We start from the raw sequence: 21,311 nt of genomic DNA on the forward strand, positions 1-21,311 counted from the left end.
CCTCGTTGAAAACGCACGCGCGGCCGCGTTTCGTAACAACTGCCGCGCAAAAAGAGTTTGGGCGAGCGGCCGCAAACCTAGGTGTGACAAGGGCTTGCCGGTCATGCTATGGTCCGTGCCTGCTGCCGGTGCGAGGCCGCGCAAAACATGAACACAACCGGTGAACGATGCCTCAAGACACTCGGAACCTAACCTCCTGGATCTACCTCGCCATCGCGATCGCGCTTGCCGCCGTGTTCGCCATCGATCTGCTCACGCCCATGCGTGTCGCGATCTGGGTGTTCTACGTGCTGCCTGTCGTCCTGTGCGTGTGGGCGAACCGGCCGGCTATGCCGATCGTCGTTGCCACGGTTTCGTCGGCGCTGATGATCGCGGGCTACGTATTCTCCTCCGCCGACGCAAGCGCGAACCCCGAAGTGCTGCAACTCAATCGCGCGATGGGCATTGTCGTGCTGCTCGTGCTCGCGGCGGTGGCGCATCTGTATATCAAATCGCGGCTCGCGGTTCAACGCACGGCCTGGCTGCAGCAGGGCATCGTGCAGCTTGCGCTGCAACTGCGCGGCGAGCAGTCTCCGGATTCGATCGGCGCGAGCGTGCTGCGTTCGATCGTGCCGTACGTCGATGCCAAAGTGGCTGTGGTCTATGCGCTCGAAGGCGAGGTGCTCGTGCGCGTGGCGGCGTGGGCGTTGCCGGACGAGGACAGCGCGCCGCGCCGGATTGCGCGGGGCGAAGGGCTCGTCGGCCAGGCGCTCGCCGATGCGCGCGTGCTCGAACTGCGCGACGCTTCCGCGCACTATCTGAGAACCGGTTCCGCGCTGGGGAAAGCGGCGGCGTCGCGTGTCGTGATCGCGCCGCTCTACGCCGACGGCGACGTGGCCGGCGCGATCGAGCTGGGTTTCGTCGGCGTCGAAGGCCGTTTCGACGATGCCCGCGCGCTGCTCGACATGGCCGCGGAGCCGATCGGCGTTGCGCTGCGCTCGGCGAAGTATCGTGCGCGTCTCGTCGAACTGCTGGATGAAACGCAGCGCCAGAGCGAGGAAATGCAGGTGCAGCAGGAAGAGCTGCGCGTGTCGAACGAGGAACTGGAGGAGCGCGGCCGGGCGTTGCAGGATTCGCAGGCGCGGCTGGAGCAGCAGCAGGCGGAACTGGAACAGACCAATGTCCAGCTCGAAGAACACACGCAGCATCTGGAGCGGCAGAAGGCCGAGCTTTTGCAGGCGCAGCAGGAACTGACCGCGAACGCGCTGGAAATGGAGCGCGCGAGCCAGTACAAGTCGGAGTTCCTCGCGAACATGTCGCACGAGTTGCGCACGCCGCTCAACAGCTCGCTGATTCTCGCGAAGCTCCTGCAGGACAACAAGCAAGGCAATCTCACCGACGAACAGGTGCGGTTCGCCGCGACGATTCATTCGTCGAACAGCGATCTGCTCTCGCTCATCAACGACATTCTCGATCTGTCGAAAGTCGAGGCCGGTCAGATGGACGTGCAATTCGCGCCCGCCGCCGTCGATTCGATCCTGGAGGCACTGAAGCAGTCCTTCGCGCCCGTCGCGCAGAACAAGGGCCTCGAATTCATCACCGAACACGGCGAGAACGTGCCGCAGTATTTCGTCACGGACAGCCAGCGGCTGCTGCAAGTGCTGCGCAATCTGCTGTCGAACGCGTTCAAGTTCACCGAGCGCGGCAGCGTGACGGTCGCGGTGCAGCGCGCAAGCGACAATGCGCTGCGTTTCGAGGTGCGCGATACGGGCATCGGCATCGCGCGGGAAAAGCAGGACATGATCTTCCAGGCGTTCCAGCAGGCCGACGGCACCACGAGCCGCAGATACGGCGGCAGCGGCCTCGGACTGTCGATCTCGCGCGAATTTTCGCGTCTGCTGGGCGGCACGGTCGCGGTAACGAGCGAACCGGGCAAGGGCAGCGTGTTTTCCGTGACGCTGCCGATCGCCGCGCGCGAGGGCACCGTCGTCGCGAAGCTCGACACGCTCACGCAGACGGGCGAGCCCGCGCCCGCGGCCATGCAGCAAGCCGCGCCCGCGCCGGTCAAGGCACCGCCGCCTCAGCCGCCCATGCCAATGCCGTCTACGATGCCCGAGCCGATGCCTATCGCCGACGACCGCGCCGAACGGAAGCATCCGGATCGCGCGATTCTCGTCATCGAGGACGATCAGACGTTCGCGCGCATTCTCTACGATCTCGCCCACGAGCTCGAATTCGACTGCGTGCACGCCGCCACCGCGACGCAAGGCGTGGAACTCGCGCGCTCGATGCAGCCGAGCGGCATCCTGCTCGACATCGGCTTGCCGGACCAGTCCGGTCTCACGGTGCTCGAATGGCTCAAGCACGATCCGCTCACGCGTCATATTCCGATCCATATCGTGTCCGCGACCGATCACGCCGATGTCGCGCTGCATCTCGGCGCGATCGGCTACACGCTCAAGCCGAGCGCGCGCGACGATCTCGCAACCGCGATCCGCAAGCTCGAAGCGCGTTCGTCGCAGGGCATGCGCCGCGTGCTCGTCGTGGAGGACGATCCGGCGCTGCGCCAGAGCATCCACGCGCTGCTCGCGAGCGAGACGGTGGCGATCGTCGAGGCGGGGTCGATTGCCGAGGCGCTCGACGAAATGCAGCGCGCGTCCTTCGATTGCGTCGTGATGGATCTCGCGCTGCCCGACGGCTCCGGCTACGAACTGCTCGAACGCGTGTCGACGAGCGGCGGCCCCGCGTCGCCGCCGGTGATCGTCTATACGGGACGGCTGCTGTCGCAGGAAGAAGAGCAGCGCCTGCGCCGTTATTCGAAATCGATCATCATCAAGGGGGCGAAGTCGCCGGAGCGTCTGCTCGACGAAGTGACGCTGTTCCTGCACAGCGTCGAGAGCGCGTTGCCGCCGGAACAGCAGCGCATGCTGCGCGCGGCGCGTCAGCGCGACGACGTGTTCGAAGGCCGCACGATCCTCCTCGCCGAGGACGACGTGCGCAACATCTTCGCGCTCTCGCGCGTGATCGAGCCGCTCGGCGCCACGCTCGAAATCGCGCGCAACGGGCGCGAGGCGCTCGAAGCGCTTGCGCGCCGCAGCGACATCGACCTCGTTCTGATGGACGTGATGATGCCCGAGATGGACGGCCTGACCGCGATGACCGAAATTCGCAAGCAGGCGCAGCATGCGCGGCTGCCGATCATCGCGCTGACGGCGAAGGCAATGCCGAGCGACCGCCAGAAATGTCTCGAAGCGGGTGCGGACGATTACATATCCAAGCCCATCGATGTGGATAAGCTCGTCTCGCTGTGCCGCGTATGGCTGCGGCAACGATGAACGATTCGACCCTGCACATGACCGAAAGCACGCACGACGAAGACGCGACGTTCGACATCGAACTGAAGCTGCTCCTCGAAGCGATCTACCTGCGCTATCAGCACGACTTCCGGCATTACTCCGTGAGTTCGCTGCGGCGCAGGCTCGCGCAGGCGGTGCAGGATCTGAATCTGCCGACGCTTTCGCAATTGCAGGAGCGCATCCTGCGCGATCCGGCGCTGTTCGCGCGGCTGTTTCAGTACCTCACGGTGCAGGTCAGCGAGATGTTCCGCGACCCGCAGTATTTCCGCGCGATCCGCGAGCAGGTCGTGCCGATTCTGCAGACGTATCCGTCGATCAAGGTCTGGGTCGCGGGATGCAGCAGCGGCGAGGAACTGTGGTCGCTCGCGGTGCTGTTCGCCGAGGAGAAGATCGCGGACCGCACCGTGTTCTACGCGACGGATATCAACGCCGACGCGCTGCGTCAGGCCGAAAATGGTATTTATCCGCTCGAACGCATGGCCAGCTTCAGCCAGAACTATCTGGCGGCGGGCGGCAAGCGGTCGCTGTCGGACTACTATCACGCGGCTTATGGAGCGGCGAAGTTCTCGCAGACGCTCAAGTCGCGCGTAGTGTTCGCGGATCATAGCCTCGCCACCGACAGCGTGTTTCTCGAAGCGCATCTGGTGTCGTGCCGCAATGTGCTGATCTATTTCGATCGCGCTTTGCAGGATCGCGCGCTCGGCCTGTTCAGCGATTCGCTCGTGCGGCGCGGGTTTCTCGGTCTCGGCAGCAAGGAGAGCCTGCGTTTTTCGAAGTACGCGGACCGCTTTGCGGACTTCAATCCGCGCGAGCGGCTTTACCAGAAGGTGTGACGATGTTCGACGCAGCGCGCATCGGAGCAGTCGTGATCGGCGCATCGGCGGGCGGCGTCGAGGCGCTCAACCTGTTGCTGCCGGTGCTGCCGAAAGCGTTCGCGGCACCGGTGCTCGTCGTCGTGCACGTGCGGCAAGGGCAGCCGAGCCTGTTGCCGGGGCTGTTCGCCGCGCGCTGCGCGCTCGCCATCGAAGAACCGTTCGACAAGGACGAGATCGCGCCGGGCACCGTGTATTTCGCGCCGCCGGGCTATCACATGCTCGTTGAGGCGGAAGGCGGCGCGGCGCCGTCGATCGCGCTGTCGATCGACCCGCCGGTGCGCTTCTCGCGGCCGTCGGTGGACGTGCTGTTCGAGTCGGCGGCGCATGCCTATGGCGAGCGGCTGCTCAGCATCGTCCTGTCCGGCGCCAACGACGACGGCGCCCGCGGCGCGCGCACGATTCGCGAAGCGGGCGGCGCGTGCTGGGCGCAAGACCCGGCGACGGCCACCGCTCCCGCGATGCCGCTCGCGGCCATTGCGGCGGACGCCGCGAACGAAGTGCTCACGCTGGAACAGATGGCGATGCGGCTCACGCAATACGTGGACCACTCGAAATGAAAGAGGCAAGGAGTCTCCAGATGACGCAACCCATCCACGTGCTGATCGTCGACGACATCCGCAACAACATCACCGCGCTCGAAGCGTCGCTTGCGCGGCCGGATTTGTCGGTGCTGAAAGCCGAATCGGGACCGGCCGCGCTCGAGCTTCTGCTCAAGCACGAAGTCGCGCTCGCCATTCTCGATGTCAACATGCCCGGCATGGACGGCTTCGAACTGGCCGAACTGATGCGCGGCAGCCCGCGCACCGCGCACGTGCCGATCATCTTTCTCACGGCGACCGCGCAGGACGCGAGCCGCACGTTCCGCGGTTACGAAGCGGGCGCGGTGGACTTTCTCTACAAGCCGTTCGATTCGCGCATCCTGAATTCGAAGGTCGATGTGTTCATCCAGATGGAACGCCAGAAGCAGCAACTCGCGACGCAACTCGCGACCGTGCAGCAACTGCTCGACGCAAACGAAATGCTGATGGCCGTGCTCGGCCACGATCTGCGCACGCCGTTGTCGGCGGTGATCGCGTCGGCGGAATATCTCGCGCGTTTCGTGCAGGACGAGAACGTCGCGAATATCGGCACGCGCATCAAGTCGAGCGGCATGCGCATGGTGCGCATGGTCGATCAGTTGCTGAACCTCGCGCGCCTGCGCGGCGGCCGCGTGACTTTGCAGCCGCGCGCGGTGGAACTGATGACGCTCGCGAAAAATATCGTCGATGAATACGAGGCGCGCGTCGGGCGCGGGCGCATCTTCGTGCTGCGTCAGGGCGACACGCTGCTGCAGGGCGACGGCGATCTGCTGTCGCAGGTGTTTTCGAACCTTATCGGCAACGCGTTGCAACACGGGCTCGAAGGCTCGGCGATTCAGGTGCGCCTTGACGGCAATGCCGACGCCGTCACCATCGTGGTGCAGAACGCCGGCGAAATTCCCGCCGAAATTCTGCCGACGATCTTCGCGCCGTATCGCTCGGGGCAACGCCAGAACGAATCGAGCGGCCTCGGTCTCGGGCTCTACATCACGCGGGAGATTGCGCAGATGCACGGCGGCGACGTCCGGGTGAAGTCGACGTCCGAAGCGGGCACGATTTTCGAAGTCACGTTGCCGCGCGTGCTGCACCCGCGTGCCGGCGAGCACGCCGATCACGCGCAGCCGTTCCGTCTCAGTTGAAGCGCTCGCGGGCGCGCGTGTCTACAATGCGCCCTATCGACGAACAACGAACGATGGAGAACGCAATGCCGGGCCCGGATCTGAACACGAGAATCGAAACCTATTACGTGCGCGTGCGGGGCGTCGTGCAGGGCGTGGGTTTCAGGCATCACACGGTGAGGCGCGCGCATGAGCTTGGCGTGCGCGGCTGGGTCGCCAATCTCGACGACGGCTCGGTCGAAGCGATCGTCCAGGGCGCGGCCAATCAGGTCGATCTGATGCTCGAATGGCTGCGACGCGGGCCGCCGCATGCCCGCGTTACCGACTTCGTCAGCGAAGAGCGTCACATCGAGAAGCGTTATGAACGCTTCGAACAACATTAACGCGCAACGAGCAGACTCTCCGCGAACTGCCATTCCTCATCACGCCATTGATGCGTGCATTCGAATCCCGCATCGGCGGCGATCGGCGCGACCTCTTCAGCCGCGTACTTGTGGCTGCTCTCCGTCCAGATCGTCTCGCCCTCGCGGAATTCCGCGCGCAGATCTGCGCCGCGCACGCGCACGGACAGCGCGCGTTTCGCCCGCAAATGCATCTCGATGCTGCGCGCATCCGGGTTGAAACGTGCGACGTGCTCGAACGCATCGAGCGGAAAATCGCCGCCCAACTCGCGGTTGATGCGCGCGAGCATGTTCAGGTTGAACGCGGCCGTAACGCCGATCGGATCGTCGTACGCGGCAATCAGCGTCGGCAGCGGTTTGATGAGATCGGTGCCGAGCAGGAGCGCGTCGCCGGGTTGCAGCATGCCGCGGATCGAGCGCAGAAAGCGCGTCGCCGCGAGCCGCGCGAAATTGCCGATGGTGCTGCCGAGAAAGAGCACGAGCAGCCGTTCGCCTTCACTGCGTTTCGAACTGACTTCCGATAATCCCGCGAGGTAATCGCGCTCGTGTCCGACGATCGATACGCGCTCGATGTCGCTCAGTTCGCGGCGGCACAACTGCAGAGCGGTGCGCGAAATTTCAATCGGATGGTAAGCAGTGGGCTGCTTCTTACACAGGGCTTCGAGAATGCGGCGCGTCTTGCGGCCGCTGCCGCTGCCGAGTTCCGCGACCTTGATGTCGCCCGGCATGGCCGCGACGATATCCGTCGCGTGGTCTTTCAGCACGCGCTCTTCGGCGCGCGTCACGCCGTATTCGGGCAACGCGGTGATCACCTCGAAAAGCGCGGAGCCCACTTCGTCATACAGATACATCGAGGGCAATTCTTTCTGCGGATGTTTGCTGAGGCCGGCGTGGACGGCTTCGGCGAAAGCGTTGGAAAAGCGAGGCGATAGGGCTGGTTGAGTCATGACGTCTCCATCGATGCGGCGTTTTCTTCGCATGCCGTTCTTGTCGGAACCGGCACGGCGCGTGTTGCGGCGGATGCAATGACGTGAGCGGCGCAGGATCGCGCATGACGCCGCCCGGACTTCGGAAGCGGACCGGAACGATGCCGGACCGCCAAAGGATCGCCGATCAGCGTGACCGGCAAAGGACAACTTCGAACCACCGCGCGAGAAACCGTTCGAGCGGACTCAAGGCGCACTCAAACGCGGATTCAAAACAGGCTCACTCAGCGCGTTTCATGCCTGAATGCGAAGCATGATGGAAGCAAAAAGCGGGCACGCCCGCCAACTTTCATTTGAAGCGAATCTTGAAGAACGGCGGCGGGCTCCGTTTAGAATGCGCCATTCCCGGCAGATTAATTTCATTCGGCTTGCGTTTTCACTTCGCGCTTCGCGCCACACTCGATGAATCAGCATGAACTGGGGCGCGGCATCGCGCTGTCCGTCGCCGCTTCCGCGCTGTTCGCGCTCATGTCCGGCTATACGAAGTGGCTCGCTCCGCTGGATGGCCTCGATATTTTCGCGTGGCGTATCGTCTGGACGCTGCCCGGCGCGCTCGCACTCGTTGCGCTGCGAAACCGCTGGCCGCAATTATGCGCGCTCGTTTTGAAGCTCGCCAAAACCCCGCATCTGCTGCTGGCGTATGCGGTTGTCGCCGCGCTGCTCGGCCTGCAATTGTGGATTTTTCTATGGGCGCCGCTGCACGGGCGCGCGCTCGAAGTGTCGCTCGGCTATTTTCTTTTGCCGCTCGCGATGGTGCTGCTCGGCCGCTTTCATTACGGCGAGCGCCTCGACGGTTTCCAATGGGCGGGCGTTGCGGCGGCGACGGTGGGCGTCGCGCACGAACTGATCGTCACGCATGCGTTCGCGTGGCCGACGCTCGTCGTGATGCTGGGCTATCCGCCTTATTTCATGATCCGGCGGCGGCTCAATGCCGATCCGCTCGTGTCGTTCGCGGTGGAAATCATGCTGATCGCGCCCGTCGCGTTGATCATGCTGTTCGCGCGCGGCTCGTTCGCGCAGGTCGCGCCCACGCCGCATCTCTGGATGCTGCTCTTGCCCGGCTTAGGTGCGTTGAGCACCATTGCGCTTGCTTCGTATTTGCGCGCGAGCCGGCATCTGCCGATCGCGCTCTTCGGCATTCTCGGCTACGTGGAGCCGGTGCTGCTGGTGGGCGTCGCGGTGCTGCTGCTCGGCGAACCGTTTTCGATGCGGCAGCTTGGCACCTACGTGCCGATCTGGATCGCAGTGGTGTTGACGGGCGTGCACAGCGCGCGTCTCCTGATGCGCGAGCGCACGCGCCGCGCCACGCTGCCGATGAGCGAACATCACGCGAGCGCGGAGCACGAGACCGTCGCGGAAGAAATCGAGCGCGTCGGCTGATCAATGCGCGGTGCGCGTTCGGGCTTGGGTTTGGATCGCATCGTGAAGATCGCGCCGAATGCCGAGTCCGGACAGCACTTCGACGAGTATAAAAAGCGGTCCGATCAGAAGCCCGACGATATCGTCGACGAATGCCGGCTTGCGATGTTCATAGCGAACATGCCCGATGAACTGAAACGCCCAGCCGATCACGAACATGCCGATGCCGAGCGCGAGCCAGATCGGCGTGGGCTGCGCTGCCGCCCATCGACCGAATGCCGCGCTCAGTGCCGAGACAATCCCCATGCCGATGCCGAGCGGCACGTCGAGCCAGAGATAGTAGAGCGTGGCGAGCGCGAACAGCAGCCATGCGGGCGTCAGCGCGAATGTGCCTGAAAAGACGGGCCACGCGGGGCGACTCAGCAACGCCGCGATAGCCAGCACGATGAGCGGAATGCCGACGAAATGCGTCGCGACATTGCGTTTGTCGCGATGATAATCGGCGTACTGCGACAACTGATCGGTCAGCGTGCGCATGACGGGCGTCTCCTTCGTGTTCTTTTCGTTCGTCTATTCCACGAATGATAAGCCGCATGGCGACGGCGGCAAGTAGAGCATTTCCTTTAGTGTCTTTAGTGCCGCGACGCTTCAGCCGATAAAAAAAAGCGAGCCCGCAGGCTCGCTTGAATTCAACGCACTGGTTTGTCTTTATGCAATGCCAGTACGCGATGCGATGACGACGGCCTCCCTTACTTCTTCGCCGCGTCGATCTTCGCATCGGCGGCCGACTTGTTTGCGTCGCTTTGTGCCTCGACTTTTTCCTTGTCGGCCTTCGCTTGCGCCACGTTGGCATCCTTCGCTGCGTCCTGCTTTTTCTTGTCGGCCTTGGTTTGTGCAGCGTGCTTCTTCTTGTTGGCTTTAGCCTGTGCCTTGGCGGCGTCGCCGCGCGCGTCGGAGGCTTGCTCCGGCGTGGTCGCCTGCGCTACTTTCGCGGCTTCCTTGTTGGCATCGGCCTGCGCCGATGCCTTGTCCTCGTTTGCGGAGGCTTGCGCCTTCGCGGCATCGTGCTGCGCGTCCGCCTTCTTTTTGTTCGCGGTTGCTTGAGCCTCGGCCTTTTCCTGGTTGGCCTTCAGTTGCGCCTTGCCTGCGTCGGTCGTGGCCGTTTGAGCGAACACGGTGGTGACGAGCATGGCGGATGCGAGAGCAGCGACAATCTTCTTCATGGTTTCAAACTCCCTTGATCTTTTATGTAGGACGCGTGGCGCATGACGCCGCGCTGAGGGTGAAAACGCCGCGTCCGTGAATATCGTTGACGATTATCCGGTGACAAAAAGTAACCAATCGCGAGCAGATGAAACGGCATGCGGTAAAGGCGTCTTAAGTCGTTGGGTTTATCCTCGCGCCTTACCGAGGCAAGGGAAAAAGTTGTTACGATCGCGCGAATTCGATTCGATTTGTAACTTTTATCGATAATGATTCGTTATCCGAAATTATTCTCGCCTAAGCGATTTCCGGCTATTTGTAATCGTTGAAATGCGCGGTTACCAAACGCTGCAGTTATTTTTTAGCCGGTTGCTTAAGATGCGCTACATGAACCCGGCTAAACGGGAATTGGAGAAACTCATGAAACGCGCAGCACTTGTCTTGGTGATGATTGGAAGTTTGACAGTGGCAGGCCAGGCATCGGCGCACGGATACGGCGGCGGCTATGGCGGTGGTCATGGCGGCGGCGGAGATGGCGGCGCGATCGTCGGTGCATTGATCGGCGGTGCGGTGCTTGGGGCGCTCGTGACTTCGGTCGCCAACGCGCAGCCGGTGTACGCACAACCCGCGCAGCAGGTCTATGAACAACCGGTTTATGCGCAGCAACCGGTGTATGCCCAACCGGCGTACGCCCAGCCCGCGCAGCCGCCGGGCTACTGCTACGACAACTATCGCCGCGCCTACGTGCCGTGCGGCTATTGAGCACATATTGATCGCTTGAGTCGGCGAGACCCGGAAGACTACGAAGTCGCGGCACGTGCTTTGCGCTAAAGGAAATACGGTCGCGTGATAGCGAAGAAGTCACATATCGCGACCGACACGCAAACTTTGGAGACTTTCGATGAACGCGACTACGAAAAAACTGGTGATCTCGGCGCTGGTGTTAGGACTGTCCGGCGGTGTCTATGCGCAAGCGGGCGGCGGCGGCGGTGCAGGCGGCGGCAGTGCGGGCGGCGCGGCAGCGGGCGGCTCGATGGGAGCAGGCGGTAACGGCTCGTCGGGTGCCGGTTCGGCGGCGGGCGGCAAGGGCGGCGGCGTCGGAATGAGTGGCACCGGCGTGGGCGGTTCGTCGGACGGCACCGCGGGCACGGGCGCCAAGAGCGGCATGAGCAACGACGCCACCAACGGCATGAGCCAGGATCAAGGCACGATCAAGCGCAGCGCGCCGAACAACGGCAACATGAATTCGGGCGGCACGCCCGCGAAGGGCAGCGGTACGCAGAAGGCTTACTGATATGCGAGCGCGCACGCAGGCTCGATCGCCGCAGTCGCAACAATGCGATGCGGCATCCGCCCGGTGCGGCGCTCAATATAAGACTAAGGTTGATGCGCCGTGACAGGCGCGAGATTCACTGACCGCTCGCCGACGCAGCATCGGCAGACGCAGCGGGTTCGAATGTCTTCACGCGCAGGCTGACTTTTTCGGCATAGGCGCGCGAGCCGCCGTAGCTTTTCAGCGCGGCGTCGAGGTCGCCCTGTGCGTTTTTCATATAACCGTGCAGGATCGCCGAGCCGGCTTCGATGTTGTCTTCAGGGTCCGTCAGATCGATATTGCGCACGAGTTTCTTGTGCGCCGACGGCACCACTTGCATGAGCCCGGTCGCGTTATTCGGCCCGATGGCCGTTTCCTTGAAGCGCGATTCGATGGAAATGATCGCGAGCAACAGCGCCGGCGGAAGCGAATATTTCGACGACGACGACATCACCGCAGTCGCGATGGTCTGCGCCTTCTCCCGCGCCACGCCGAATTTGCGCGTCAAAAACTCCGAAATCTTGTGATTGGCCTGCTCCGCCTTCGCGTCTTGCTGAGCGGACGCGTCGCTGGCGGCGAGCGCGTTTTCCTGAGCGAACGCGGTGTGCGCGGTGCTCAGCGAGATGGCAAGGGCGGCGAAGGTGACGAGAAAACGGCGCATCGGAAGGTGAGATCAAAGAAGAGTCGCATTATATCCCCATAAAAATTCCTTGTGGATCATGGACTTGTCTTAAATCTGATGTTTCGTTTCCACAATCGGAATGATTTACGTGCGTTCCGCGCGCTTCCCGGACGGCGCCGAAATGCCTTCGCCTGCGTCCACGGAGAGGCGCGCGAACATCGGCAGCGAAGCCAGAACTACGAGCGCCGTCGCGATGAAAGCGCAGGCGAGTTGCCAGCGCTCCGTGTGCGCGCTACCGGTGACGAGCATCGTCGCCTGGATCGTGCCGGCCGCGACGGTCACGCCCACAGCCTTCATCAACTGCTGCGCGGTGCCCTGAAACGACGTCGCGGCAGCGAGGCGCGGCTTCGGGACGTCGGCGAAGGCGAGTGCGCCCATCGTCGCGAAGCTGAGCGAGCGGCCGAATCCGCCGAGCAGCAACAGCACGAAGATCGCGGCGGCGGGCCAGGCCTGCGACATCGTCGAGCAGACGAGCAACACGGCCGCGAAGCACACGCTGCCCGCGCACAGCACCGTGCGCACCGAGAAGCGTCTTAGTGCGAGCGCGGTCATCGGGCGCATGCAGAACGAGCCGAGCGCGCTCGCGAACGTGACGAGGCCGCTGGATGTCGCGCTGTAGCCGAAGCCGGTTTGCAGCGTGAGCGGCACGAGGAACGGCAGCGCGCCCGCGCCCGCGCGAAACAGGCTGCCGGCGATGGTCGCGGCATGGAATGTCGGGATCGACAGCAGCGAGAAGTCGATCGCCGGATTGGCTACGCGGCGGCAATGCAGCACCGTCGCGCGAAAGAGCAGCAGACCGACCGCGACGCCGATCCACGGCACGCCCGGCGGCAGCACGCCGCGCCCCGCGCTTTCGATGCCGATCATAAACAGACTGAGCGATGCGCCCGACAACACCATGCCGCGCAGATCGGGCGGCGTGCGGCTTTCGGGCGGCGAGGGCGGCAGCAGTTTCCACGTCAGCAGCATGCCCGCGATACCGACCGGCGCGTTGACCCAGAAGATGCTGCGCCAACTGAGCGCGTCGGTGAGAAAGCCGCCGAGCGGCGGACCGAGCAGCGGACCGACGAGCGCGGGCATGGTGAGCCACGTCGTCGCCTGAAGCAGTTCTTCGCGCTTGACGCCACGAAACAGGATCAGCCGGCCGACGGGCACCATCATCGCGCCGCCCAGTCCCTGTACGACGCGCGCGGCCAGCAATTGCGGCAGGTTCATCGCGGCGGCGCAGGCGATCGATGCCAGCGTGAAGGTCGCGATCGCCCACATGAACACGCGCCGCGCGCCGAAGCGGTCGGCCACCCAGCCGCTTGCGGGAATGAACACCGTCAGCGCGACGAGATACGCGGTGATCGCGCTGCTCAGATGAACGGGATCGACCTGAAGATCGCGGGCCATCGTCGGGATGGCGGTCGCGACGATCGTTCCGTCCATGTTCTGCATGAATAGCGCACTGGCGACGACGGCCGCAGTGAGGCGGAAATTTCCGCCTTTCACGATGCGTCGCTCGCGTAGGCGTTGAAGGCTTGCTGCAAGACGCGTTGCAGGGCGTGCGGGAAAAAAGATGATGGCATGCCGCCAGTCTAGCGCGAGAAGCGCACGGGCGTTTCCAGACGCCGTGCCCTCAAACCCGCGCGACGCTTGCCGCCATCTCCATGAAATACGGCAGCGCGGGCGTGACGCGTTGTGCGTCTTTCGCTTCGTCGTCCCAGCGGCGCAGCGCGAGCGCATCTTTGGCGTAGGGCTTCGCGAGAAACGCGTGCGCTTCATCGGCATCGAAGACGCCGCCCTGCAATTGCAGGCTCCGCACGGAATCGGCGGAAAGCCGCGCATGATACGACGCATCGATCGCGCACAGGCAGCGCTTCGCATCGACGTGCAGGCGGATCGGTTCGAGCACGGCATCGGAAAACAGCGGCCGCAGGAACGGCAGCGCGAAGTACTGATGCAGATCGTCGATGCCACGCTCGCTCGGCGTCTCGCCTTGCTGATTCAGCAGATGCCCGAGGTCGTGCAGCAACGCCGCGACGATGAGTTCGCGGCTCGCGCCCGCCTGTTGCGCAAGCGTCGCGCTTTGCAGCGCGTGCTGCAATTGCGTGACCGGTTCGCCGCTATAGGCGATCGAGCCGTAACGATCGAAGAGATGCTGAATGTCGTCGAGGGAAAGCGCCATCGTCACGAAGCCTTGAAGTGCGTATGCTGGAAGCGAAATCCCGGGATTGTCGCGCGCCTTTATGACGCGACGATGGCGCAACGCGAGGACCACGCGATGCCTTTCTCCTTCAGCCGGCGTCCCGAACTTGCCGGACTCGATCTGCGCTCGCGCCGTGAAGTGCGCCGCATTGCGTGGCATTTCGCGCAACGGCACTGGACGCTGCACGCGCCCGCGTTCGCGTGGATTGTCTTCGTGCTGCTGCATTCGCGTTATGGCCTCGTGCCGGAACGGCGTGATTATTTGCTGATGACGCTGGTCATTTTTATCGTGGCGGTGGTCAATATCAGGCTGCATATCGCGCGTTATCTGAAGCCCGCGCGTGCCATCTTCGACTTGCTGGGCGATGCGGCAGCGCGCATCGTGACGGGGCGATAGAGAGCGTGTTGCATTGCCGCATCGTGCGAAGAGACCCTGATTTTCGCGTGTTACGATGCTCGGCGACCCGTATCCACCGGACGCAAGATGGCAACGCTATATCAGACGCTCGGCGTGGACGAGCACGCCACCGAAGAAGAAATCAAGCGCGCGTATCGCAAGGCTGCGATGCGCTGTCATCCCGATCGCAACGCGGGAAACGAAGACGCCGCCCGCGCGAAATTCCAGGAGTTGAAGGAAGCCTACGCGATCCTCTCCGATCCCGCGCAACGCGAAGTGTACGACCGCATCTTCGCCGAAGAGATGCAACGCTGGGAAGCGCGCGTGCGTCAGGAAGAAGCGGAACGCGAAGCGCGTGAAGCGAAAGAGCGTGAAGCACGCGAGGCGCTTTATGCGGAACGTGTATCGCTGGCCATGCGGTTCGCATCGCAAGGCCATAACCGCGATGTCGTGTTCGGCGTGTTGCTCGGCGCGCAATGCGACGAAGCCACGGCAAGACAGATCGCCGATAGCGCGATCGCGTTGCATGAATCGCGTCAGGAGCGTGAAGAACGCGAGGAAGAGCCTTTGATGGAAAAGAAGGAAGCCGCCACCGCTGACGCTGCTAATCCGCTGGGCGCAATGTGGTTTCAGTTCCTCATCCTCAACAACCTGCGTCTTTAGTTTAGTTTTGTGTTGCTGACGCAAGGAACGCACTGTGTTCGAGCGGGGCGGCAAGAAATCGAATTAACCCTTGAAGAAATTGCGCTTCAGGCCGCGAGCCTCTCGCTGCGCATGTTGCGTTGCCTCGGCGCAGGCGGATAAACGCACCAGTGTCCGTCGTCGTGACGGAAGAAAAATAGCGCACGTGCCGCCTTGCCATGACACGTCTCGATGCAGACATAACGCCGTCCGTCTGAACGCGTGCGGCTGAATTGCCGCACATGAACCGGCAGGCTTCCCGGCGCGAGCCATTTTTCGACCTGGTAACGAAGGGACTGCTCTTTCGCGCATTTCATTTCAGTCTCCAGCACGCGGCATTCATGATCGGGTTTACGGCGCAAATGGCAGCCGATTTAACATCGATCGATAAAACTCCTGCCGCAACGCATCACGTTCCTCAGAAAGCACTTTAACTCTACGCCCGTATTCGAGAGCGGAGCCCGTTTTTGCGAAATAGCAACAGCATGCAAACAACGGGTAAAAAGTGCGCTTCATCACGCCCGATTCACGCACGGCGCCTAAGCGCCCATGGACGTATCCTCATACAACGCGATGCAAGGTTATGTACGCGAACGGTCATATCAATGGCCCGGTGCGTACGCTAACCGTCACTCGGAGTGGAAGCGATTCGCGTGCCTGAACGGCGCGGAATGCGGCAGCACGAGTCAGAGCGGGCGCGCAAAGCTCAGTTCGTGGCCGTCGGGATCGGTGAGATGGAAATAGCGCTCGTTCCACGGTGCATCGCGTGGTTCGAATTGCGGCTCGATGCCATGCGCTTTTGCGCGGCGGTAGAAGGCGTCCACATCGGATACGTAGATGATGACGCGGCCCCAGAATCCGATCGGGGCATGCGTCTCGCCGGTGAGATTGAGAAACGAACTGCCGAGCGCGAATGAGGTGAACGCTTCGTTCTCACCGCCATGCACGATGCGAAAGCCGAGCGCCCGGTAAAAGCGTACGGCGCGCGCCATATCGTGCGTGGCGAGCGTGATCGCGCTCAGGCTTTCGATGTCCCCGGACGATTCCATGCGCGCGATGTCACCCCGGATGATGGTGATGCGACACGAGCGACAGCACCGAGAGATCCGGATGCGTGCCATCGACGATGCTCTTGCCGATGTGCCGCGCATCGTCCACGGCGTCTTGCGCGGTCTTGTATTCGTCGTCGCCGTCGGCGTGAAAGTGCACCGCGTCGCCGGGTACGTTCGCATTCGCGCCAGGCCTGCAAACATGGCCGATATAGACGAAGCGTTCCGTCGCGCGCGGCGGCGCATGTTCGGGCGTTGGCTTGAGGTGCGGCAGCACGTGAATCTCGAAGCCTTCGTAGTCGAAGACGCGCCATTGAGCGGGATCGTCAGGCATGATCGCCTCCTTGGTTGTGGTTCGCTCGCCAGTCAACGTTACTCCACTTTTACGCCTGTTGGCGCGCGGAATCCAACGTCGCGGCTTCGTCAGACGAAATGCATCCGCGCAGAAATTGACACGATTTTCACACGCGACGGATACTCTCCGATGCACTTCGCGCTTCGTCCTTCGAGCGCATCCGTCTGCCGTTTCCCTTCTCCGGGGGGCGCCGTGAAGCCGAGTACGACACCCGCCTCGACCCCTCGCGGCGTGCGCATGCGTGTCATGCCGCGCCTGGCCGCGCTCGTCGGCGACATGACCGCGGGCACCGTCTCCACACTCGTCATGCTGTGCTACGCGATGAGCCTCGGCACGCTCATCTTCAGCGCCGATCTCGCGCGCTATGCCGAACTCGGCGTGCCCACGGCGCTCGTCAGTTGCATCGTGACTGCGTTCGTCATCGCGCTGACGAGTTCGATGCGCATGAACATTGGCGGGCCGGACAGCAACGCGACGGCGTTTCTCGTCGGCGTAGCGGCGGGCGTGGCGAGCAGCGTGCGCGCGAACGGCGGCACGCCCACGGTTATTCTGTTGACGGTGCTCGTCGCGATCGCGCTGTGCTCGCTCGTCACAGGGCTGATTCTCTTTGCGATCGGCTCGTCGAAGAAAAGCCGCTCGTTGCAGTTTCTGCCCTATCCGGTGATGGGCGGCTTTCTCGCGGGCACGGGCTATTTGCTGATCGCGGGCGCGTTTCGCGTGCTGACGGGCGTCGCGCTCGACTGGCACACATTGCCGATGCTCGCGCGCCTTCATTGGCTTGCGTGGTTGCCCGCGGTGTTCGTCGGCGCACTTGCGACGATCCTCGCGCAGACCTGGCGTCACGCGGCTGCGTTGCCGCTCACGCTTGCCATCGGCATTGCGCTCTTCTATGGACTGCTGCAAGTCGCGGGCATCACGCCCGACGATGCGCGCAGCATGGGCCTTCTGCTTCAGCACGTGCCGATGCACGCGCTGCATATTCCCGAGCTGCATCTGCCTTCGTCGCTGGCGGCGGGCGAGATCGACTGGCGCGCGATCGTCGCGCATTTGCCCGAGACGCTCATCGTCACGTCGGTGTCGGCGATCACGATCATCATGAACTCGACCGCGATGGGCGCGGCCACTGGACAGGACATCGATCTCAATCGCGAGATGCGCGCGGCGGGCCTCGCGAACATCGCGAGCGGCCTGCTCGGCGGCATGGTCGGCTATCAGTCGTACAACCGCTCGATGCTCAATGCGCGCGCCGGCGCGACGAGCCGTGTCGCGGGCGTGTTCGCCGCGCTCACGTGCCTGTTCGTGCTGATCGCATCGCCCGATCTCGTTTCGTTGTTTCCGGTGCCGGTGCTCGTCGGCATGCAGATCTACATGGGCCTGCGGCTCATGATGGACTGGCTCGTCGGCGCTTATCGCAAGCTCACGTGGCACGAATATCTGCTTGTGCCGCTGATTCTCGCGGTGATTGCGTTCTATGGCGTGATCGCGGGTGTCGTCGCGGGCGTGGTCGTGGCGTGCGTGACCTTTGCGCTGCTGTATGGCCGCGCGGGCTGCGTGCGCATGGAGTTCGACGGCCGCACGCGCACGTCGAACGTCGAACGCAGCATCGAGGAGACGCGCCTTCTGATCGATCGCGGCGACGAGATTTGCGGCGTCTGTCTGCAAGGCTTTCTCTTCTTCGGTTCCGCGAACTCGATGCTGCAACGGATCCGCGAGCGCATTCGTTCGCACAAGCCGAAGCCCGTGCGTTTCGTCGTGCTCGACTTCGCGTGGACCAACGGCATGGATGCGTCGGTGTCGCTTGCGTTCGTGAAGCTGCGTCAGGCGTGCGCCGCGATCGGTGCGGAACTCGTGCTCACCGCGCTGCCGCGTAATTCGCGCGCGTTGCTCGGCCGTACCGGCACGCTCGCGCTCGGCATCCACGAGTTCGATTCGCTCGACGCGGGACTCGAATGGATCGAAGCGCAACAACTCGCCGCGCACACGAGCGCGCCGCTATGCGCGCCCGCCGCCGATTTCCGCACGATGCTCGCGCCGCATTTCACGGAGCGCGCGCTCACGCAACTGGCCGCGTTGCTCGACGTGCGCGAGATCGGCGCGGGCGAGGCGCTGTTTCGTCGCGGCGACGCGGGCGATGCGTTGTATATCGTCGAAGCGGGGCGCGTGACGGTATCGCTGCCGCTCGCGGACGGGCGCTCGGTGCGGCTGCGCTCGTTCGGACCGGGGACGATCATCGGCGAGATGGCCGTGTACACGAACGCGCCGCGTAGCGCGGATGTCGTCGCCGACGAACCCGCGCGTCTCAGACGCATGACGCTTGCCGCGCTGCGCCGACTGGAACTCGACGATCCGCTGACCGCGCAGGAATGGCACCGCTTTGTCGTGAAGATGATGGCCTCGCGTCTTGCTGTCGCGGACGAAGCGTTGCGTGCGGCGTCGTGAGACGGAGAACGGGTACGCGATCTGCTTGACGTTTAACGCTCCCTCAGCGAGACAAACGACCATGATCCGCAGACTCCGCATACCGCTCATGTTGATGCTGGTCTTTGCCACGGGCGGTCTTCATGCAGAGACCGCCCCGCAGTCGATCGCGATGCCCGACTGCACGCTGATCGACGACAACGCCGCCTACAACGACGCGCAAACCAATCGCACGCAAGCCGAACGTCTCGCGATGACAAGCGCCGCCCTGCGCGACGATGTTCAGCAACGCGGACTCTTTCGCGTCGCCGACAACGACCAGGCGCGCGATCTGATCGCATCGCTGCAAGGTGCGCAGGACCTGAGCGCGTGCAACGGCTGCGAGTTGCGCGTGGCGAAGCAACTGGGCACATCGCGCGTCGGCGTGTGCTGGGTGCAGAAGATCAGCAACCTCATCCTCAACATCAATCTGCGCGTGGAAGACGCGGCGAGCGGCAAGATGCTGTTCCAGCGTTCGGTCGACATGCGCGGCAACACCGACCAGTCGTGGCGGCGCGCGGCAAAGGCGCTCGTCGATCTGCTCGCCGGCGATCCCTCCGCGACGCGCTGAACTTCCACAACGCGTCGCACGCTGCCGAATTCGGGAATTTCTCCCGGCCCCGGGCGTTGCCACCTCGATGCTTATTGGGCTAAGTTGGCCTTGCTTCCCGATGAATCGAAGGATCGAACCGCAACAGCCGGAGACGAACATGCCTGTCAGATTCAAGGCGGCGCGCATTGCCTGCGCGTCGGCCCTCGCGCCATCGCTTGCCCTTGCTGCAAGCCTCGCGCATGCCGCCGCGCCGACCGCCTATGTGACGACCGAAAGCGCCGGCGTCGGCGTGATCGATCTCGACAACCTGTCGCTTGCGAAGACCTATGACGTCGGCAAGGACGGCCCGCGCGGCCTCTCGCTGAACAAGGACGGCACGCGTCTGTATGTCGCGAACAAGACGACGAGCGATCTCTCGGAGATCGATACCGCGAGCGGAAAAGTCGTGCGCCGCGTGAAGATCGGCAAGAATCCGGAGTTCGTGCGCGTGTTCGGCAGCAATGCCTATGTGACTTACGAGCCTGGCGAAAGCGGTGGTCCGCCCAAGCCCGGCGAGCCCGAGAAAGACGACGACGATGCCAACTCGCCGCCGGCCGAAATCGCGATCGTCGATCTGAAGACGATGAAAGTCACGCACTCCGTCAAGAGCGGCCACGAAACCGAAGGCATGGAATTTTCGCCCGACGGCAAGCTGATTCTCGTGACCAACGAGGGCGACGATACGGTGTCGGTCTATCGCGTCGGCACGGGCAAGCCGGTGCGCACGGTGAAGCTCGCGAAGGGCTCGCGTCCGCGCGGCATCAAGGCTTCGCCGGACGGCAAGCAGTATGTCGTCACGCTGGAGAACGCGAACAAGTTCGTCGTGCTCGACGGCGGCAGCCTCAAGACCGTCAAGACCGTCGATACGAAGACAGGCCCGTATGGCGTGTCGTTCGATCCGTCGGGCAAACGTCTTCTGATCGCGGCATCGCGCGACAAGACGCTGCAGGTCTTCAATGGCGCTACGTACGAACATATGCAGGACGTGCCCGTTGGTCAGCGTTGCTGGCACTTCAGCTTCACGCCCGACGGCTCGAAGCTGCTGCTCGCGTGCGGCCGCTCGAACGCGGTCTATGTGCTCGACGGCGCCGACTACAAGGAGATCAAGCAGATCGGCGATTTGCCGCTCGCGTGGGGCATCGTGACGTATCCGACGGCGGCGGGGTCGATCGTCGGACGCTGATTCGCCCTGTAGCAAAGCACGCAGGATGGCCGCCACACGCGGCCATTTCGCTTTTTGCGGCGCGTCGTTGCGCGATCCGCTCCTTGTCACATCCCGTTGCGCTGCTAGTATCCGCTTTAAGCTCGCCTGCAAGGATTGTCATGCTCACCTTGGCCGGAGCATTCGAAGAAATCTGCGATTCGCCCATGCGCAAGCGCGTTTTGATCGCGGTTCAAGGCGATCGCGGCAATTGCCGCTGGTTGCCTGCGTCGATCGGCAAACACGGCGAATTCCGTTGCGCTCCCGGATCGGACGTCGATATCGAACTCGACGACGAAGCCGCCGATGCCGTTCGCCTGTTCGACGCCGGTTCGCTGTCGTCGTGCGCGCTGATCGTGCATCTCGGCGCGGTCGGTGTCGGCGCGCTGATTCTCGGCCCCGAATCGCCGACCGACGCCATGCGCATGATGGAACAGCTGAAGGCCAACGCGCTCGAACGCTTCGTCGAAAACTATCTCGCCGAGCTTCGGCAGCGGCGGCCCGCGAAGGTTTATCCGTTCCGGCCGCGCTGAGTCTTCA

General features: G+C 63.3%; 23 protein-coding genes. 14 read left to right on the plus strand and 9 right to left on the minus strand.

All coding sequences use genetic code 11. From position 1 onward, the window contains the following. Positions 1–167: 167 nt before the first annotated feature. From BRPE64_RS14510 to BRPE64_RS14530, 5 genes are all read left to right on the plus strand, one after another. Positions 168–3,314, plus strand: coding sequence for a response regulator (locus tag BRPE64_RS14510; protein WP_044042228.1), 3,147 nt, complete (start codon positions 168–170; stop codon positions 3,312–3,314). After that, complete coding sequence (locus BRPE64_RS14515) at positions 3,311–4,168, plus strand: CheR family methyltransferase (RefSeq protein ID WP_016354192.1); 858 nt, start codon at positions 3,311–3,313, stop codon at positions 4,166–4,168. The genes BRPE64_RS14510 and BRPE64_RS14515 overlap by 4 nt, the downstream gene beginning before the upstream one ends. A gap of 2 nt (positions 4,169–4,170) precedes the next feature. Then, on the plus strand, positions 4,171–4,767 hold the full coding sequence (locus BRPE64_RS14520; protein ID WP_044042230.1) for a chemotaxis protein CheB: 597 nt from the start codon (positions 4,171–4,173) through the stop codon (positions 4,765–4,767). 20 nt (positions 4,768–4,787) lie between these two features. Then, complete coding sequence (locus tag BRPE64_RS14525) at positions 4,788–5,927, plus strand: hybrid sensor histidine kinase/response regulator (protein WP_016354194.1); 1,140 nt, start codon at positions 4,788–4,790, stop codon at positions 5,925–5,927. Positions 5,928–5,992: 65 nt separating this feature from the next. Next, on the plus strand, positions 5,993–6,289 hold the full coding sequence (locus tag BRPE64_RS14530) for an acylphosphatase (protein WP_044042639.1): 297 nt from the start codon (positions 5,993–5,995) through the stop codon (positions 6,287–6,289). Here the strand turns inward: BRPE64_RS14530 and egtD are convergent. Next, complete coding sequence (gene egtD / locus BRPE64_RS14535; RefSeq protein WP_044042231.1) at positions 6,286–7,254, minus strand: L-histidine N(alpha)-methyltransferase; 969 nt, start codon at positions 7,252–7,254, stop codon at positions 6,286–6,288. The genes BRPE64_RS14530 and egtD overlap by 4 nt on opposite strands. Positions 7,255–7,695: 441 nt before the next feature. On the opposite strand from egtD, the gene rarD reads away from it, so the two are divergent. Further along, complete coding sequence (gene rarD / locus BRPE64_RS14540) at positions 7,696–8,673, plus strand: EamA family transporter RarD (RefSeq protein ID WP_016354197.1); 978 nt, start codon at positions 7,696–7,698, stop codon at positions 8,671–8,673. Here the strand turns inward: rarD and BRPE64_RS14545 are convergent, their stop codons facing one another. Continuing rightward, complete coding sequence (locus tag BRPE64_RS14545; protein ID WP_016354198.1) at positions 8,674–9,189, minus strand: Mpo1 family 2-hydroxy fatty acid dioxygenase; 516 nt, start codon at positions 9,187–9,189, stop codon at positions 8,674–8,676. A 212-nt stretch (positions 9,190–9,401) separates the two neighbouring features. Then, positions 9,402–9,875 (minus strand): prolipoprotein diacylglyceryl transferase, encoded by a 474-nt coding sequence (locus BRPE64_RS14550; RefSeq protein ID WP_016354199.1) that lies wholly within the window; start codon positions 9,873–9,875, stop codon positions 9,402–9,404. Between the two features lie 400 nt (positions 9,876–10,275). On the opposite strand from BRPE64_RS14550, the gene BRPE64_RS14555 reads away from it, so the two are divergent. Together BRPE64_RS14555 and BRPE64_RS33200 are read left to right on the plus strand one after the other, a co-directional pair. Further along, on the plus strand, positions 10,276–10,617 hold the full coding sequence (locus BRPE64_RS14555; protein WP_044042232.1) for a hypothetical protein: 342 nt from the start codon (positions 10,276–10,278) through the stop codon (positions 10,615–10,617). 139 nt (positions 10,618–10,756) lie between these two features. Further along, positions 10,757–11,149, plus strand: a complete 393-nt coding sequence (locus BRPE64_RS33200; RefSeq protein WP_016354201.1) for a hypothetical protein — start codon at positions 10,757–10,759, stop codon at positions 11,147–11,149. A gap of 115 nt (positions 11,150–11,264) precedes the next feature. On the opposite strand, the gene BRPE64_RS14565 is transcribed toward BRPE64_RS33200, so the two are convergent. The 3 genes from BRPE64_RS14565 to BRPE64_RS14575 form a co-directional block, all read right to left on the minus strand. Then, complete coding sequence (locus BRPE64_RS14565; RefSeq protein WP_016354202.1) at positions 11,265–11,828, minus strand: lytic transglycosylase domain-containing protein; 564 nt, start codon at positions 11,826–11,828, stop codon at positions 11,265–11,267. A gap of 105 nt (positions 11,829–11,933) precedes the next feature. Then, complete coding sequence (locus BRPE64_RS14570; RefSeq protein WP_016354203.1) at positions 11,934–13,343, minus strand: DHA2 family efflux MFS transporter permease subunit; 1,410 nt, start codon at positions 13,341–13,343, stop codon at positions 11,934–11,936. Positions 13,344–13,470: 127 nt separating this feature from the next. Beyond that, positions 13,471–14,019, minus strand: coding sequence for a phosphonate degradation HD-domain oxygenase (locus BRPE64_RS14575; protein WP_044042233.1), 549 nt, complete (start codon positions 14,017–14,019; stop codon positions 13,471–13,473). A gap of 96 nt (positions 14,020–14,115) precedes the next feature. Here BRPE64_RS14575 and BRPE64_RS14580 point away from each other — a divergent pair, with 96 nt between their 5' ends. Together BRPE64_RS14580 and BRPE64_RS14585 are read left to right on the plus strand one after the other, a co-directional pair. After that, the gene (locus tag BRPE64_RS14580; protein ID WP_232519249.1) at positions 14,116–14,436 is read left to right on the plus strand and encodes a hypothetical protein; all 321 of its coding nucleotides are present in this window, start codon (positions 14,116–14,118) and stop codon (positions 14,434–14,436) included. An 87-nt stretch (positions 14,437–14,523) separates the two neighbouring features. After that, positions 14,524–15,099, plus strand: coding sequence for a J domain-containing protein (locus tag BRPE64_RS14585; RefSeq protein WP_016354205.1), 576 nt, complete (start codon positions 14,524–14,526; stop codon positions 15,097–15,099). 86 nt (positions 15,100–15,185) lie between these two features. Here BRPE64_RS14585 and BRPE64_RS33710 read toward each other — a convergent pair whose 3' ends face one another. The 3 genes from BRPE64_RS33710 to BRPE64_RS14600 form a co-directional block, all read right to left on the minus strand. Then, positions 15,186–15,434, minus strand: a complete 249-nt coding sequence (locus BRPE64_RS33710; RefSeq protein WP_016354206.1) for a hypothetical protein — start codon at positions 15,432–15,434, stop codon at positions 15,186–15,188. Between the two features lie 369 nt (positions 15,435–15,803). Then, the gene (locus BRPE64_RS14595) at positions 15,804–16,166 is read right to left on the minus strand and encodes a VOC family protein (protein WP_016354207.1); all 363 of its coding nucleotides are present in this window, start codon (positions 16,164–16,166) and stop codon (positions 15,804–15,806) included. 10 nt (positions 16,167–16,176) lie between these two features. Continuing rightward, the gene (locus BRPE64_RS14600) at positions 16,177–16,500 is read right to left on the minus strand and encodes a hypothetical protein (RefSeq protein ID WP_016354208.1); all 324 of its coding nucleotides are present in this window, start codon (positions 16,498–16,500) and stop codon (positions 16,177–16,179) included. Positions 16,501–16,767: 267 nt separating this feature from the next. Here BRPE64_RS14600 and BRPE64_RS14605 point away from each other — a divergent pair, with 267 nt between their 5' ends. The 4 genes from BRPE64_RS14605 to BRPE64_RS14620 all read left to right on the plus strand — a co-directional run bounded on the left by BRPE64_RS14605 (position 16,768) and on the right by BRPE64_RS14620 (position 21,304). Then, entirely contained in the window at positions 16,768–18,960 is a 2,193-nt protein-coding gene (locus tag BRPE64_RS14605) for a SulP family inorganic anion transporter (protein ID WP_144063462.1), read from the plus strand. A gap of 61 nt (positions 18,961–19,021) precedes the next feature. Continuing rightward, positions 19,022–19,549 carry a DUF3280 domain-containing protein gene (locus BRPE64_RS14610; protein WP_051180434.1) on the plus strand — a complete coding sequence of 176 codons (528 nt, stop codon included), beginning with the start codon at positions 19,022–19,024 and terminating at the stop codon, positions 19,547–19,549. A gap of 139 nt (positions 19,550–19,688) precedes the next feature. Beyond that, the gene (locus BRPE64_RS14615; protein ID WP_044042234.1) at positions 19,689–20,753 is read left to right on the plus strand and encodes a beta-propeller fold lactonase family protein; all 1,065 of its coding nucleotides are present in this window, start codon (positions 19,689–19,691) and stop codon (positions 20,751–20,753) included. Positions 20,754–20,893: 140 nt separating this feature from the next. Further along, entirely contained in the window at positions 20,894–21,304 is a 411-nt protein-coding gene (locus BRPE64_RS14620) for a hypothetical protein (RefSeq protein ID WP_016354212.1), read from the plus strand. The last annotated feature ends 7 nt before the right edge of the window (positions 21,305–21,311 follow it).

Source organism: Caballeronia insecticola, assembly GCF_000402035.1.
In the GTDB taxonomy this organism is placed as follows: domain Bacteria; phylum Pseudomonadota; class Gammaproteobacteria; order Burkholderiales; family Burkholderiaceae; genus Caballeronia; species Caballeronia insecticola.